The sequence below is a fragment of the Spirosoma jeollabukense genome, assembly GCF_054777855.1.
Map to the genome: position 1 here is coordinate 22,711 of NZ_BAAHAD010000019.1, position 16,655 is coordinate 39,365.

Genomic DNA, 16,655 nt, shown 5'->3' on the forward strand with positions numbered 1-16,655 from the left:
GCGTTCGCTGTTACGATTCGATTAACTGACATTTCGTGTAAATTGCCTGTGTATCAAGTGGTTTCCTTTAGTTAATTTATGCTTAGAACCTCCGGATTATTACTTAGGCAACTGATGGATGGCCGTTAAATTATTGGTTGTAAACGAACAAAACGCTAATCGGAAATAGTTGTTAGATAGTACACGTTGTTGACTAATGTTGTCGCCGTGTATTATTGCACCTCACTGTCTTATGAAGAAGAGTTGGTTTACATTACTTGTTGGGTTTTTTAGCGTGTTTGGGCATTTGGGGTTTGCGCAAAAGACGTCTGATTCACTGGCAAAACAGGCATACCTGACGGATTGCGTTCAGTATGCACTAAGTCATCAACCCGTTATCCGTCAATCCCTTATTGATCAAGAAGTTGCCGAACGTACGGTTCAAAGTTCGCTGGCGGCCTGGTATCCGCAACTGTCGGCTGGGTATAATCTTATCCATAACCTTAAATTGCCTACTACGATTTTCCCCGATCCAACGACCGGTGAAAGCGTTCCCCGGACAATCGGTGCCAAAAACACCTCGACAGCGTCCCTTTCATTAACCCAAAGCATTTTTAGCCGGGACCTGTTGCTGGCGAGCCGAACGGCTGATGCGTATCGGGCGCAGGCGACTCAAGTGACGGTACGTAATAAGATCGACGTAGTGGTCAATGTCAGCAAAGCCTTTTACGACGTCATTCTAACCCAGCGGCAGGTTGACATCCTGAGTGAAGACATTACCCGCTTGCAGCGTAGCTTACAGGACGCCACGAACCAGTATCAGGGAGGGATTGTCGATAAAACGGACCCGCAACGAGCCAAAATTGCGCTTAATAATTCCCGTGCCCAGCAGAAGCAATTTCGCGATCAGGTAGGTGCCAAAGTTCAGACGCTTAAGCAGTTGATGGGGTATCCGCCAAACATGGTGCTCAACGTGAGTTATGATACGCTTCAATTATTTAACGAAGTTTCTCTGGACACGACCTTGCTGGTGAATCCACAACGCCGTATCGAATATCAGCTTTTGCAAACGCAGGGCCAGTTACTGGCGGCCAACGTGCGTTACCAGCGATGGGCTTATCTGCCAACGGTAGGGGCCTTTGCCAATTACAACCTGCTCTTTCAGAACAACGCTTTCGGACAATTGTACAGCCAGAGCTTTCCTAATTCGTTGATGGGGCTGTCGTTAGCTCTGCCCATTTTTCAGGGTGGGCGACGCATTCAGCAGACGAAAATTGCCGAATTACAGGTTCAGCGATTGAACTGGGATTTGAGTGCGTTGACCAGTGCCGTCGATGCTGAATATGCGCAGGCACTTTCCAACTACAAAGGTAATTTGGCTAATTATCTGGCCTTGCGCGAAAATCAGTTATTGGCTGAAGACGTTTATCGGGTTATCAACCTGCAATACCGATCCGGTATAAAAACCTATCTGGACGTTACCATTGCCGAAGCCGACCTGCGAACGGCTCGCCTGAACGTATTCAATGCGTTGTATCAGGTGTTGATCAGCAAATTGGATGTTCAGCGTGCATTAGGTGAAATTCGTTTTTGACGAATCGTCGGGTTTTAGCCCCGAATGAGTTTATAAGAAATATACACGAGTTGCCTCGGTCTGGGGTTTGATTGAATACAACACACAATGAAAAAATACATCGGTATCGTTTTCGTAACGGCCAACTTATTTCTCGCTGCCTGTGGCGGCAAAAAGGATGACCAGCAACAAGCACCACCGCCACCAACAGCCGTTTCGGCAGTGAAGGCGGAGAAGGGAAGTGCAGTTTACTATGATCAATTCCCAGCTACGGTAACGGCTTTGCTTGAAGTGGAGATTCAACCGCAGGTAGCTGGAAATATTACGGGTATCTTTTTTCAGGATGGTCAGCGGGTTAGCAAAGGGCAGAAGCTGTACACGATTGATCCACAGCAATACCGCGCCGGGTACGATCAGGCCGTAGCGAATCTGAACGTGCAGAAAGCAAACCTGAACCGCGCTCAGAAAGACGCTAATCGTTACAATACCCTGGCGGAACAGGACGCTGTTGCCAAGCAATTGGTCGACAATGCCAATGCTACGTTGGAAGCGGCAAAAATGCAGGTAGAAGCCTCTCAGGCGACGATTCAGCAGGTGGCAACGAACCTGAAATACACGACAATTTATGCACCACTGGACGGTACGATCGGTATTTCGCAGGTGCGGCTAGGGGCGGCTGTAGCGCCGGGGTCAACGCCCCTCAATACCATCTCGTCGGACAATCCAATTGCGGCCGATCTTCAGGTTGACGAAACGGAGATTCCGCGTTTTCTGAAATTGCAGAACCAGAAAAATGTGGGTCGAGATTCGGTATTAGTATTGATTCAACCCGATGGGAGTCAGTATAAATATCCTGGTACAGTACGTATCATTGACCGCGCCGTCGATCCACAAACCGGTACGTTACGCGTCCGGGTCGCTTTCCCCAATCCGGATAAGCAACTGAAGCCTGGTCTAAACGGGAATGTTCGTGTGAAAAATACCACGGGCCAGCCGCAGTTGTTGATTCCGTATCAGGCGGTGACTGAGCAGATGAGCGAGTATTTTGTATTTGTCGTTGGCGATAGCAGCAAGGTATCTCAGAAGAAGGTGACACTGGGCGCACGAATCAACGATAAAGTTATCGTAAAAGAGGGTATCAAAGAAGGTGATATGGTTGTGACAGAAGGCACTCAGAAAATTCGTGAAGGCGCTAAAGTTCGCGTTAGCCAACCCGGCCAATCGGGCGGCCCAAGACCCGATTCCAGTAACAAGCAAACGGCAGCAAAATAGGTTACAGTTTATGGTATCTGGTTTACGGTTGGCTGACGCGTAAGCTATTTGTGAGCTGGTCAACCGTAAACCAGATACCGTAAACTGTAACCGTCAAACTCAACAAGTATGTTCGCAGAAATATTTATAAATCGGCCGGTTACTGCCATCGTCGCATCCATCGTGATTGTCGTGTTGGGTGTGCTGGCTTTGCTCAGTTTACCCGTCAGCCAGTATCCTGACATTACGCCCCCGGTTGTGCAGGTGACGGGTACGTATACCGGTGCCGATGCCCAAACGGTGGAGCAGACGGTGGCGACGCCCATTGAAACCCAGGTGAACGGAACGCCGGGTATGGACTATGTTCAGACCAATGCGACCAACGATGGTCGGATGACCATGAACGTTACGTTCAAAGTCGGTACCGACGTAAACATTGCCGCGCTGGACGTGCAGAACCGGGTCGGTATCGCGCAGCCGCAGTTACCGCAGGAGGTTACGCGCCTTGGCGTTGTGGTTAGGAAGCGGAATCCGTCGTTGTTTATGCTCGTGGCCATTTATTCGCCGAATGGCACGCACAACGTGTCGTTCATGGATAACTACACCAACATTTATATCCGCGACGCGCTGTTGCGGGTGCCGGGCGTAGGCGATATTTTCAGCCGCGCCGATGATTTCAGTATGCGGATCTGGCTCAAACCCGACCGGCTGGCGCAACTGGGCATGACACCAACAGACGTAGTAAACGCCCTTCAGGAGCAGAATTTACAAGTCGCTGGTGGGTCGGTAGGGGCAGCACCACAACCGGCCTCACAGGCATTCGAGTATTCAGTCTTTACTAACAGCCGACTCAGCAAGGAAGACGATTTCAGAAAGATCATCGTCCGCAGTGATCCCAGCAAGGGGTCGCTGGTCTATCTGGCCGACGTAGCCCGGGTGCAGCTGGGTAAGTTCTCCTACGCCAGCAACTCGTTTGTCGATGGTAAACGGGCATCCTATCTGCTTGTGTATCAGTTGCCGGGCAGTAACGCCCTTGCAACGGCCAAAGGCGTGTATGATGCGATGGATAAGCTGAAAAAGACCTTCCCGAAAGACATTGAATACGTAGTGCCGTTCGAGTCGGTTTCGGTTATCCAGGTGTCAATTTCCGAAGTAGTCGAAACGCTGCTCGAAGCGCTGGTGCTGGTTATCCTGGTTGTGTTTTTATTCCTGCAAAGCTGGCGGGCTACCCTCATCACGTTGCTGGCTATTCCGGTGTCTATCGTTGGTACGTTCGCGCTGTTTGTGCCGCTTGGCTTTACGATTAACACCCTGACACTTTTTGCGTTCGTTCTTGCCATCGGTATTGTGGTCGATGATGCGATTGTGGTGGTAGAGGCTGTGCAGGTGAATATCGACAAAGGACTATCACCCAAAGAGGCTACGAAAGAGGCCATGCGGGAGATTTCGGCGCCGGTTATCGCCATTGCCCTGATTCTTGCCGCTGTGTTCGTGCCGGTTGGTTTTATTCCGGGGATTGTCGGTCGATTGTACCAGCAGTTTGCCATCACCATTGCTGTTTCGGTACTGATTTCCGCGTTTGTCGCCTTGTCACTGACGCCCGCGCTGTGTACACTGCTGCTACGTCCGATGCACATCGACGAAAATGCGAAGGGATTAAATAAGTTCTTCTATAAGTTTAATCAGTGGTTCGAGAAGGTTACGAACGCTTATTCAAATGGCGTGCAGCGGCTCATAAAAGCCACTCCGCTCGTGATTGTCGGGCTGGTTGTTGTCTACATCGGAACCGGGTTATTATTCCGGGCTAAACCAACGGGATTCATCCCAACCGAAGACGAAGGGCGGCTGATCGTTACCTACGAAATTCCCGAAGCGGCTTCTACGGCACGTAGTCTTGTTGTTCTGAACAAGATGATGGAGATTCTTAAAGCGCAACCGTATGTTAACCACTTTGCTGCCTTAGGCGGGTTGAACGCCATTACGTTCGCATCGAAATCAAACAGCGGTACAATATTCATGTCGCTCAAACCCTGGGATGAGCGAAAGGAACGTAACATGCAGGCCGACTCGCTGGTCGTCAAGATACAAAAGGCGCTGGCGGGCCTGAACGATGCACGCCCTCAGGTATTGCAACCCCCGGCAATTCCGGGGCTGGGTCAGTCGTCGGGTTTTACGTTTGAGATTCAGCAACGCGAAACCAACGATGATGTAGCAGCCTTCGATAACGTAGTACAAAACTTTCTGGCCGAAGCCAACAAACGTCCAGAAATAGGTAGAGCCTTTACGTATTTTACCGCAAAATCACCCGCATACCGGGTTGATGTAGACCGTGATAAATGTAAAAAACTGGGTATATCCGTTAGTGATGTTTACACCACCATGCAGACATTGCTGGGTAGTCAGTACGTCAACGACTTCATCATTTACGGCCGTAAATTCCGGGTGGTGGCCCAGGCCGATACCATGTACCGGACTGATATTAAAGCGCTAAATCAATATTACGTGCGCAACGGAGCAGGCCAACTGGTGCCAATTAGTACGGTTATCAAAACCAGTGTCATTGAAAACGCACCGCTGATTTCCCACTTTAACCTGTTCCGCTCCGTTGAGTTGAACGGCAGCACGAAGCCGGGTTACAGTAGCAGTCAGGCCAATGAAGCGTTGCAGGAAGTAGCCGCTAAAGTGCTGCCGGCAGGGTATGCCTACGATTTTGGGGGCTTGAGTCGCGAGGAAATCAACGCGGGTGGTACGTCGATTTACATTTTTATGCTGTCGATCGGCTTTGTATTTCTGTTCCTGGCGGCCTTGTATGAAAGCTGGTCGGTACCGTTCTCGGTCTTGTTATCGGTACCGATTGGTGCGTTGGGCGCTATTACGGCCCTGATCATATTCCCGTATCTGACCAATAATGTATATGCCCAGATCGGTTTAATTACGCTGATCGGTCTGGCGGCCAAGAACGCCATTCTGATCGTTGAATTTGCGAAAGAACGCGTCGACAAAGGCGAAGATTTGCTTGAATCGACGATTGAAGCGGTAAGTCTGCGACTTCGCCCGATTCTGATGACCTCGCTGGCGTTTATTCTGGGCGTGTTCCCGCTGGCACTCGCGAGTGGGGCCGGGGGCGTTGCCCGAGCAACCATCGGACGGACGGTGCTTGGTGGTATGCTGGCCGCTACGTCGCTGGCGATTTTCGTAGTGCCTGTATTGTACGTAGGCATTACCCGACTGGCCTATGGTAAGAAAGGATTGGAAGAGCTGAAGAAGAATGCGAAGAAGGACGAAAAACCGGAAGAGCATCCGAAACTTGAACACCAGCCTGCTTTGGCCAATGGCCAGAATGGCGATGGACGTAGCGCACAGGTCAAAAACGCGTAACAAAAAAATCCCGCCAACATACTGAATGTTGGCGGGATTTTTCTTTTCATTGCCCGTGTGGAGCAAAATCTATCCATTACGCATCCAAATCACTGAGTCGGTGGGTTGTGTGCCGGTAGAAAAAACGATAGATGATCGGAAAGATCAGTAGCGTTAATATCGTAGCCGTTACCAGGCCACCAATCACGACGATAGCCAGCGGTTTTTGCGTTTCGGAGCCGATGCCCGTTGAAATGGCGGCCGGTAATAAGCCAATCGCGGCCATGAGCGCCGTCATCACCACGGGTCTGGTGCGCGACTGAACACCTTCCCGAACGGCTTCATCGAGCAACATTCGATTGCTCAGGTTCTTGTTGAAAACCGAGATCAGAATAACGCCATTCTGCACGCAAATACCCAGCAGTGCGATAAATCCAACACCCGCCGAAATGCCAAAAATGGTGCCGGTCAGGTGTAGCGCTAAAATGCCGCCAATCAGCGCGAACGGCACGTTGAGCAACACAAGTCCTGCATCTTTCGCGTTGCCGAACGTAATGAACAACAGCACAAACACGGCCAGCAGGCAAATCGGAACCACCTGACTCAACTGTTTTGTTGCCCGAATCTGGTTTTCAAATTCGCCGGTCCACTCAATTTCATAGCCACGCTCCAGGTTCACGACTTCATTCACGCGGGCTTGCGCTTCGGCAATGGTACTGCCCAAATCGCGCTCCCGAACGGAGAATTTCACCCCAATAAACCGCTTGTTTTTATCGCGATACACGAAAGCCGGACCCGTTACGGTTTCGATGGACGCGATTTCTTTGAGTGGAATTTTATTGCCCCGAATCGTGGGCACCATGAGCAGTTTAATGTCCTCCTCGTTTTTGCGGTACTCAGGCTGGTAACGTACCCGAATGTCGAACTTGCGCTCTCCTTCATACAACTGGGACGCCGTTTTGCCGCCGATGGCCATTTCGATAACCGCCTGGGCTTCGCCAACCGTAACGCCATACAACGCCATCCGCTGCTTGTCGACCCGGATACTCATCTCGGGCTGGCCGATGTTTCGTAGAATACCCACATCTTTCACGCCAGGTACGTCGCGAATGGCGCTAATAATAGCATCGGCGTATTTGTCCAGTTCGCTCAGATCACTCCCGAAAATCTTGACCGCATTACTGGCATTCATGCCTGCCACGGCCTCCGCCACGTTGTCGATAATGGGTTGCGAATAGTTGTAATTGATGCCCTGGAAATTCTTTAGTTTGGTGTCCATTTCCTCGATAAGCTCGTCGACGGAAATCTTGCGCGTCCACTCGCTTTTGGGTTTGAGATTCACCTGCATCTGAACGTAGTAGAAGCCCGACGGATCGGTGCCGTCGTTGGATCGGCCCGTTTGGGAGAGTACGCCGTTCACTTCAGGAAATGTTCGGAGTTTATCCCGTAAGGTGCTGACCATCTTCACGGTTTCGTTCAGCGAACTGCTCATGGGCAATTTGGCTTCTACCCACAACGCGCCTTCGTTTAATTGGGGTAAAAATTCGGTGCCGAGCAACGTAGCGGAAGCAAACGTAGCACCCATGAACAGGACCGATGCCAGCAGGCTAATACGCTGGTGTTTATACGTCCAGGCAAACCCCCGGCTCACGGCCTTATCGAAGAAATTGACAACCGGATTCTTTTTCTCCCGCACGTTCTTGTTCAGCAGAATCGCACACATTACGGGTACCAGCGTCAGCGTAAACAGCAACGCACCCAGCAGCGCAAAGCCCAGTGTCCAGGCCAGTGGAGCGAACATTTTGCCTTCTACTTTCTGGAAGGAGAAAATAGGAATCAGGGCGGTGATGATGATCAGCTTGGAGAAAAAGACCGCTTTGCCCATTTCGGTGCCGGTTTTTCGAATCAATCCCAGCTTCGAGAGCTTGTTGAACTTTTCCATCCCGACTTTGTGGGCTTTGTGGTCGAGGGCAACAAAAATACCTTCCACCATCACTACTGCGCCGTCGATGATGATCCCGAAATCAACAGCGCCCATCGAAAGCAGATTGGCCGACATACCACGCAAGCGCAGACACAAAAAAGCAAACAGCAGCGCTAATGGAATAATGATGGAAACGATCAACGTAGTACGCCAATCGGCCATGAACAGGAAAACGATGATCGTGACCAGCAAAATTCCTTCAGCCAGGTTGTGCAATACCGTATCGGTACAGTATTTCATCAGATTGTCGCGGTCGTAAAAGGTAACCATCTTTACATCGGGCGGCAGTACTTTTTCGTTCAGCTCCGCAATTTTAGCTTTCACACGAGCGAGTACTTCGCTGGGGTTTTCGTTTTTCCGCATCACGATAATCCCTTCCACTACGTCATCGCTCTTGTCCAGACCAACCTGACCTACGCGCGGCAACTGCGATTCTATCACCTGGGCTACGTTCTTTACGAGTACCGGAACCCCGTTGTTATCCTCAATGATCACACTTTCGATGTCGGCAATACTGGTCACCAGCCCGATGCCCCGCACGACGTAGGACTGGCCGTTTTTCTCGATCACATCGCCCCCAACATTCAGGTTATTCTCCGTAATGGCTTTGAAAACTTCCAGTGGCGTAATGTCGTATTTCTGCAACTGAACCGGATTGACGCTCACTTCGTACATCTTCTCCCGGCCACCAAATGCCACAATATCAGCCACCCCCGGTACCGTCCGCAACTGCCGGTCAATCACCCAGTTCTGGAGGGTGAGCAATTCGCGGGTGTCGCGGTCGGGGCTTTGCAGGGTGTAACGAAAAATCTCACCCGTAGGGCCGTAAGGCGGCTGAATATCCGGTTCGACGCCATCCGGCAACGTAACGGTACGCAACTGGTTATTCACCTGCTGCCGGGCAAAAAAATCATCGACATTGTCTTCAAAAATGATCTTCATCACCGACAAACCGAACATCGTAATGGAACGCACATTGGTTTTGCGTTGTACCGAGTTCATGGCCACTTCAATTGGAACGGTCACAAACCGCTCAATTTCTTCGGCACTCCGGCCATTCCACTCTGTTACTACGATAATCTGGGTATTCGTTACGTCGGGAAAGGCCTCAATGGGCGTGTTGAGGTAGCTGATAAATCCAGCGATGGCGAGGATAGCTACCAGGAAAAATGTAAAGAAGCGATTCTTGAGTGAAAAGGTCAGAATCGCTTTTATGAAACTGTTCATACGGTTGAGTTAGTCATTGAGGGCGTCATACACCAGTAACTGATTCTGCGTGATTACCTGCTCGCCTGGTTTTATACCTCGGCTTATGTACGCTACGTCACCCAGCGAGCGATATACCTGCACTTCGCGGGTATCGATATGCTTCCGATCGTGGAAAACCATCACGTAACTTTTGCTCTTGTCGAAAATGATCGCACCCGCCGGAATCGTTGCCATCTGACCGCCTTCCTCGAAATTGAGCATCACCGTAGCGTGCATTTCGGGCTTGAGTTTCAGCTTTTTATTCGGTAGTTTGATACGTACCGTCATGGCTTTGGTGCTGGCGTCGATTACGTTATAAATCTTATCGACTTTGCCCCGAAACAGCTCATCCGGGTACGTCAGCGTCTGAATGGTTGCATCCATACCCAAGCGTACCCGATTGATGTCGCTCTCGTTTACGCTGGCCAGTACCAGTACATCGCTGATTTGCCCGATGGTGAAGAGGTTATTGGCGTTGTCGGAACGGAGTTGGGTATTGCGGTTGATTTTCTTCTCGATTACAAACCCGGCAATGGGCGCTTTGACGGTGTAGCTGGCTGATTTGCCCACGCCGTAAATCCGATAAACGGCCTCCACACGACCCAGTTCAGCCTCGGCCTGCTCCACCTGTTTCTGCGCCTGGATCACATCCCGCTGCGAATTAAGTTTGCTCTGATTCATTTCCTCAGCCACACGCAGGTTCTTCTGCGCCAGCAATAAATCAGCCTTCGCTTCAATCATCTGCCGTTCGTAGTCCGCTATTTCACCCGAACGGATTACGGCCAGTCTCTGGCCCTGCTGAACGTAATCGCCCAATTCGACGAACACGTCTTCGACATTGCCCCCGACCAGCGGAAAGACCTCGATAACTTTGTTTTCGTCGGCGGCCACTTTCCCTACCAATCGCAGTTGATTCCGTACGGACTGTGTCTGAACGGGTTCCAGGCGAATCCGGCTCATCATGGTGTCTGTGAGGGTAAAAGCTTGCTTCTGAGGAGGCTCTTTTTTCTTTTCGCAGGAGAGCGTTATAGTCAGGCCAATCAGCAGCGCGATGGGCCAATATGTGGTTTTCATGGATATAATTAGTTAAAGAGGCTGGTGCCTGTTACGTAGTCGAATTCTTCGTAGGCGCCGACCCGATCGGCTTTCAGCCGGTTTAATTCGCGGACATTCTCGTTGTAGGTTTCGAAGAGGTCAATAAATTCCAGTAACGAAATATTGCGCTTCTGGAAATTGTCGATCAGGCCCCGGTTGAGCTGTTCAAACTCCTCCGTAAATCGACCGCCTACCGATTGATAGAGCTGCTCCACATCGCGTACTTTTTGCAACGTCGCTATGATTTCATTGGTGATTTGCAGCGTTTTCTGTCGTTCCAACTGCTGTTGGTAGCTGATCTGGCTGCGGGCGGCCCGAATGGCTCCCTGGTTGCGATTGAATACCGGAAGGTCGGCCGCCACCGATAGCCCAACGTAATTTGGAATGTAGCTGGCCGCCTGATCGTAGGAGCCACCCACACGCAAATCGGGCTTGGCCAAGGCTTTTTGTAAATTATAATTCAATTCAGCCTGTTTCGTAAGCGATTCCGCAACCCGGACATCACTCCGGTTTCGGAGCGCTATGTCACGCAGCGAATCGACCGACAATGTGGGGAGCCGGTATCGATCCAGTTCGGCTTCGTTGGCCAGCGGTCGAAGGGGCTGATTGGTCGACAGCAACGTGCGAAGTATTTGCCGTTCGTCGGCCAGCTGCCGCCGAATTTCGACCCGGTCATTGCTGAGCTGAAACAGCAGAGACCGTAGCCGTAGCAGTTCCCGGAGTGATACGTTATTGCGCTCGTATTCGCGCTCAAAGGCCGAAACGGTCGTTTGCAACGTAGCAATTTGCTGATCATACCGCCGAACGGTATTCGACTGAAAATACACGTCATAGAATCGGCTGTGTAGTTCAAAGCGCAGTCCCCGCAGCAAATCCCGAAACTCAAATTCCGTCAGTCGACTGGCTTCCTGCGCCAGCGCAACACGTTTGTTACGTTTCCCGGCCGTGTAAATCAGTTGTTGAATGGACAGGAATTTTTGCCCCTGTCCGCCAACGTCCAGTACACGCTTCGCTTCCGAATTATAGGCACTGACCTCGAACGTAACGGTTGGATTATCGAAAAGCCCGGCCTGGATCACCTGAGCCTGAGCGGCTTCGATCTGGAACCGCCCGGCTAATGCCAGCAGGTTCCGTTGCAGAAATAAACTATCCGCCTGCCGCAAGGTCAGCGTTAGGGTATCTTGGGCCCCAGCCATCTTGCTGATAAGCAAAATAACCAGAGTCAGGTATGTTTTCATGATACGAAATTCACAGGATACAACGGCCTGACCAAGGCTGTATAACAGCCTGAATCGAATCAGGACGTAGTGTTAAGATAAATGCCGGAGAAACTGACTAGTTCAAACAGAATAAGCCCTACAAGCCAAAGCGTTTGGAGACGACACAGGCCCCTGCTCTGAAGCAGAGTGGTTTCAAAGGTCTTTTATGTTTGCAACGGCTTAACTAAGCCAGGGCGGGGGGGATATTACTTCGGGATAACACGTAGAGAAAGTCAGGGAACAAATACTATAGGTCGCTGAATCGACAGTATAGGCCACTGGAAGCATCAGAAACACAACGGAATTGTTGGAGGAAACCCAATAGAAGAACGATTTGGTTACTTTTCCAAATTCGTCAGACTCATCATGTTCAGGAACGGCATTGGTAACGCCGAGGATGTGCTCAAGAATCCATTCGCCAACGCTTTCCATTTCGTTGACACTCAAGTTCTCTTCTTCCTGACCATATACGGTTGTACGCACATGACCATCAGGCGGATCGACACTGAAGTTGAGGACATACAACGCCATCAACAAGCAGAACAATCGGCTGTAGAAAGAAGAGGGACTCGTTTTTTTCATACTAATTACCTGTAAGTATAGCTGAATTCGGCTGCTTAGGCAAGTGATTTCTTTGCTAGTCCCTGGTTTTAATCAATTTTTAAGGCGTCAAAAGTGCAAAATTATATATTTTTTTTGTTTGTAGCAGGCTCTCATCTGTCACGCAAGCTGGTGAAGGGCAAACGATCAACCGGTGGGATTACTTGTTTTTCTTTCGTATATAGGCACCCGAACGTGATTTTTCCGAAAAAAGCGAATGTTACCCCTTTTTATATGGCAGAAGAATCCTTACGATTTCGGTATCAGTTAGAGAAAAAAGAACCCCGGTTAGGGCCGGGAGGTATCACCCGTGGGGCATCGGTACGCGATTTTCCGGCATCTGTTGGCCTTGCGGGCGTTTCGATGCGGCTGGCACCGGGTGGGATGCGGGAATTACACTGGCATGCCAATGCCGCTGAGTGGGCCTACGTACTGGCTGGTCATTGCCGAACGACAATTATTCACCCAGATGGAACAACGTATATCGACACATTTGGCCCGGGCGATACGTGGTATTTCCCCAAAGGGTATGGACACTCAATCCAGGGAATCGGGCCGGGCGAATGTCATTTTATCCTCATTTTTGATAATGGGGATTTCTCCGAAGATCACACCTTCAGCGTCACTGATTTTATCGCCAGTGTTCCAGCCGAGATTGTTGCGCAAAACCTGGGTATTTCCCTGGAGGAGGTTGACAGGCTGCCTAAAAAAGAAGCTTATTTCGTTTTAGGGGACGTACCCGACGACCACTCGGCCATTTCGGCGACAAGGACGTATCCGGAATTGACCAGTATGCATCGCTATCCACTGGCTGCCCAGCAACCCAGACGGGCACCCGGCGGAGGAACGCAGCGTATCGTTACAGCTACCGAATTTCCCATTAGTACAACCATGACCGGCTCGATTCTTGAGCTACAGCCCGGTGCATTGCGTGAAATGCACTGGCACCCAAACGCCGACGAATGGCAGTATTACCTAGCGGGAACGGCAGAGATGACCGTTTTTCTGGCCGAAGGGGAAGCCGTAACGGAACAATTTGAAGCTGGGGACGTGGGCTATGCCCCCATGGGCGCCGGGCATTACATTAAAAACACCGGCACTGACGTATGCCGGATCCTCATTGGGTTTAATAGTGGCCATTATCAGGCAATTGATTTAAGCGAATGGCTGGCGGGAAATCCAGCAGCACTTCTAAAGAGTAATTTTTCAGTTTCGGATGATCTGGTCGGGAAGTTACCTTCCAGAAAACTGTTTGTCGTGCCCTAAAGACGGTTTTCTACTTTCGCCCGAAGGGGAATTTTAGCGACGAACTTTGGGGTTTATTTCGGTACGCCAGGCTCTGAATTAGTGGAGAAACTGCTGCATTTATAATCAATACATTTCACCTTTTAAAAAGACCATTCATGAAAACGCTCATTGGCATTTCTGCCGAAAACCGGGAAGTAGTTGCGCATCAACTGGCTAAATTATTAGCCGATGAATTTGTGCTTTACACCAAAACGCTCAATGCTCACTGGAATCTGGAAGGCAAGGACTTTCACTCGGTGCACCTTTATTTTGAAGAATTATACAACCAATCAGCTGAGATTGTGGATAGTGTCGCCGAGCGTATCCGTCAACTGGATCATTACGCACCTGCTACGCTGAAAAACTTCCTGCAACTGACGCACCTGACCGAACAGGACGAAGATGGAAATGACAGCCTTAGCCTGATCAAAAAACTCCTGAGTGATCACGAAAGCATCATTGAATTTATCCGCGGAAATATCGACGAGTTTGCCGATGCACACAAGGATGCAGGTACGAGCGATTTCATTACCGGCCTGATGGAAACGCACGAAAAAATTGCCTGGATGCTACGGGCGCATACCAAATAAAAAGTAAGCAACACCGGGTTAAAACCCGGTGTTGCTTACTACCCTGATAATTACTGAAGAAGCCAGCTCATCGCTTTATCCACGGCTGCGGCACCGACTAAAACCTCATCGGGTTGAACGGATGTAATATATAACCGTTTGCTACGATCGGCCATTGTGGATTGTGTTAGCGTTAACCGGGCACCGTCGCTGAGCAAAGTATCGATATTGGCCGTGGCCACGCCACAGGTATTGACGCCAAAACTGCGGGTAGCGGGTCGGCCTTTAAAGGCGATGGCGATGGCTTCTCCTGAGCTGGCTGTGGCCCGATCCGTTAACACGGCGACCCTGGGCGAAACCGTGTGAAGGGTATAAGGATTGTCGATCTTTACCCGGTCTGTCTGATCCAGTTTGGCTACGCCTTTCTGGTAAGACCAGGAAGACGTAGCGCCTTCTGGATCAATAAAATAACCCACCACGCCTTCGCCTAAAATGGGTCCAATACCCGCCAGCATGGGCCACATGTTGCCCCCCGAATTGCCCCGTAAATCAACGATCCAGCCGCGAATAAAATCGGAATCCCTTTGTTTGATGCTACTCTGAATCGATTGGGCAAAGGTGGTCGCTTCAGCATCAGATCCCGTAAAGCCAGTGATTTTAACATATCCGATAGCGGGGTGTGTTGTAACATCTGTTGGGGGGCTATCGGTGCAGGTTAACGAAGTAACTCCTTTAATAATGGTACCGTCTGACGTAATATAAGTGCTATAGTTATCGCCTAGCAAGGTCAGTGCCATCTTAATGGCTGGGTACGTATCGGCAATGCTTCGGGCACCCTGGGCTTTTGACGTTACCTGCTGTTTGAATGTCGTCCAGTTAAGGTTTTTCCGATTGATTGAATGGCTTTGCATGTAATTGACCACCTCCTGAACATACAGCTGCGCTTCTGAGGATGTGGCCGATGGTCCATCCGTTGGATTACAACTGATCAGGTAACTTAGCAGGAGCAGTGCAACTAAAGAAAGCGTCTTCGTTCTGAAAATAGCCATTGGTCAGGTTCTCGATTAAGCTGTCGCTTGTGGGTAGCGCTATACGTAACTGAAAAACAGACAGTGAGTTAAAAGTACCTAATTAAATGTGGGTTTAATTAGGTAACTGCGCGGCTCTGGTAATTTCTGGCCGTTTGACTCGCTTTCAGTAACGCCTTCCCCAGCTTCAAAACCGCGTGTGTCTTAACAAAACGTAAACGTACCTGAGCAACTTATTTTCTAAGTATAAATTACTCAGGTAAGTATTATAAGTCAATAATGATTAATCGTCAGGTCAGTTTATACCCTCGTAATTGAGCAGGGGCGTTCTGGCCTGCAACGTAGTGGAGTACTGCTTGGGGCAATAACCCAGAGGTTTTAATCTGGTCGTGCGTTAGGTACAACTGAATATACCCTTGTTAACTTTCCTTAATCAGTAGCCTGCAGCGCTTTTTTTACTTTTTCATAAAAGGCAGGCACTTTCACCTTTGGGTCACCTTTGCCCAGGGTTTCAATGGGTAGATAGCCCCGGTAGCCCGATTCGCGGACAATTTGCATGACTTTAGTCAAATCGGTGGGCACTTCCTGTCCGTTGACAAACAGATTTTCTTTGATTTGCCAGGTAGCTGCGTGGGGGGCTACGGTGGAAATCTGTGGGTACGGATCGCCCCGTTTGAAGCTCCCAATATCAAGGTTGACCGCCAGCCAGTCCGAATTTACCCGACGCACGATTTCCAGAACATGATCGGCCGTTTGAATGAAATCGGCATGGTTCTGCACCACAATCATAACTCCCCGTTTCGCTGCGTATTCTGTACAGTCACGGATCGCATCAACCACCCATGTAGTGACTTCCTCCCGGTTATAACCGGCTGCCAATTCTTTACCGGTACCGGCGAAGACCCGAATAACGGGTGCGCCCAAACGGGCAGCCACATCTGTCCAGGTTTTAACTAACTCAACTTCGGCTTTTCGGCGGGCGGAGTCGGGAAGGGTAAAGTCGTTACGTACGCCCGTGCCACTAATATCGAGGCCAAGCCGAAACGCTTTCCGCTTAATTTGATAGAGGTAACTATCGTCGGGCACGGCCGGGTATTTGGGGAAGTAATAAGCCGTTGGGTCGACGGCGTCGAAGCCAAGTTCTGCACAAAAGGTCAATACCTGTTCAAGGGTCATCTGGCCGTTCATGAGGGGTTCATTGAACGAATAGAGGTTACAGCTCAACCGGAGATGGCTTGCCTGACTTTTTGCCGGACTAGTCACTACTTGCTGGATAGCGGGTGTTTCGCCAATTGCCGCCAGGGGTAGACTGGCTAGCGTCGTTTTGAGAAAGGTTCTTCGGTCTGGCGGTGAAGTATCCATAGCGTACAAACGTCACGTAGTATACAGCTTAGCTGACTTTTGTAGTAAGCGCCTAATCGCTAG

11 protein-coding genes are annotated in these 16,655 nt (G+C 50.2%); 5 read left to right on the top strand and 6 right to left on the bottom strand.

Features of this window, described 5'->3' with window-relative positions; all coding sequences use genetic code 11:
• Positions 1 to 232 precede the first annotated feature (232 nt).
• From ACYVEA_RS33045 to ACYVEA_RS33055, 3 genes are all read left to right on the top strand, one after another.
• Positions 233 to 1,573, top strand: coding sequence for a TolC family protein (locus ACYVEA_RS33045; protein WP_461117649.1), 1,341 nt, complete (start codon positions 233 to 235; stop codon positions 1,571 to 1,573).
• A gap of 87 nt (positions 1,574 to 1,660) precedes the next feature.
• On the top strand, positions 1,661 to 2,824 hold the full coding sequence (locus ACYVEA_RS33050; protein WP_461117650.1) for an efflux RND transporter periplasmic adaptor subunit: 1,164 nt from the start codon (positions 1,661 to 1,663) through the stop codon (positions 2,822 to 2,824).
• 108 nt (positions 2,825 to 2,932) lie between these two features.
• On the top strand, positions 2,933 to 6,181 hold the full coding sequence (locus ACYVEA_RS33055; RefSeq protein ID WP_461117651.1) for an efflux RND transporter permease subunit: 3,249 nt from the start codon (positions 2,933 to 2,935) through the stop codon (positions 6,179 to 6,181).
• Positions 6,182 to 6,257: 76 nt separating this feature from the next.
• On the opposite strand, the gene ACYVEA_RS33060 is transcribed toward ACYVEA_RS33055, so the two are convergent.
• The 4 genes from ACYVEA_RS33060 to ACYVEA_RS33075 all read right to left on the bottom strand — a co-directional run bounded on the left by ACYVEA_RS33060 (position 6,258) and on the right by ACYVEA_RS33075 (position 12,328).
• Positions 6,258 to 9,371 (bottom strand): efflux RND transporter permease subunit, encoded by a 3,114-nt coding sequence (locus tag ACYVEA_RS33060; protein ID WP_461117652.1) that lies wholly within the window; start codon positions 9,369 to 9,371, stop codon positions 6,258 to 6,260.
• A gap of 9 nt (positions 9,372 to 9,380) precedes the next feature.
• A complete protein-coding gene (locus ACYVEA_RS33065; RefSeq protein WP_461117653.1) occupies positions 9,381 to 10,466 on the bottom strand; it encodes an efflux RND transporter periplasmic adaptor subunit in 1,086 nt (361 codons plus the stop codon).
• 8 nt (positions 10,467 to 10,474) lie between these two features.
• Positions 10,475 to 11,725: a TolC family protein gene (locus tag ACYVEA_RS33070; RefSeq protein ID WP_461117654.1), complete on the bottom strand. Its 1,251-nt coding sequence runs from the start codon at positions 11,723 to 11,725 to the stop codon at positions 10,475 to 10,477.
• Positions 11,726 to 11,926: 201 nt separating this feature from the next.
• Positions 11,927 to 12,328 (bottom strand): hypothetical protein, encoded by a 402-nt coding sequence (locus tag ACYVEA_RS33075; RefSeq protein WP_461117655.1) that lies wholly within the window; start codon positions 12,326 to 12,328, stop codon positions 11,927 to 11,929.
• A gap of 252 nt (positions 12,329 to 12,580) precedes the next feature.
• Between ACYVEA_RS33075 and ACYVEA_RS33080 the strand changes: the two genes are divergently transcribed.
• Positions 12,581 to 13,612 carry a cupin domain-containing protein gene (locus ACYVEA_RS33080; protein WP_461117656.1) on the top strand — a complete coding sequence of 344 codons (1,032 nt, stop codon included), beginning with the start codon at positions 12,581 to 12,583 and terminating at the stop codon, positions 13,610 to 13,612.
• A 137-nt stretch (positions 13,613 to 13,749) separates the two neighbouring features.
• Positions 13,750 to 14,223, top strand: coding sequence for a Dps family protein (locus ACYVEA_RS33085; RefSeq protein ID WP_093829412.1), 474 nt, complete (start codon positions 13,750 to 13,752; stop codon positions 14,221 to 14,223).
• A gap of 50 nt (positions 14,224 to 14,273) precedes the next feature.
• Here the strand turns inward: ACYVEA_RS33085 and ACYVEA_RS33090 are convergent, their stop codons facing one another.
• Together ACYVEA_RS33090 and ACYVEA_RS33095 are read right to left on the bottom strand one after the other, a co-directional pair.
• A complete protein-coding gene (locus ACYVEA_RS33090; RefSeq protein WP_461117657.1) occupies positions 14,274 to 15,251 on the bottom strand; it encodes a S41 family peptidase in 978 nt (325 codons plus the stop codon).
• 408 nt (positions 15,252 to 15,659) lie between these two features.
• Positions 15,660 to 16,592, bottom strand: coding sequence for a sugar phosphate isomerase/epimerase family protein (locus ACYVEA_RS33095; RefSeq protein WP_461117658.1), 933 nt, complete (start codon positions 16,590 to 16,592; stop codon positions 15,660 to 15,662).
• Positions 16,593 to 16,655: the final 63 nt, after the last annotated feature.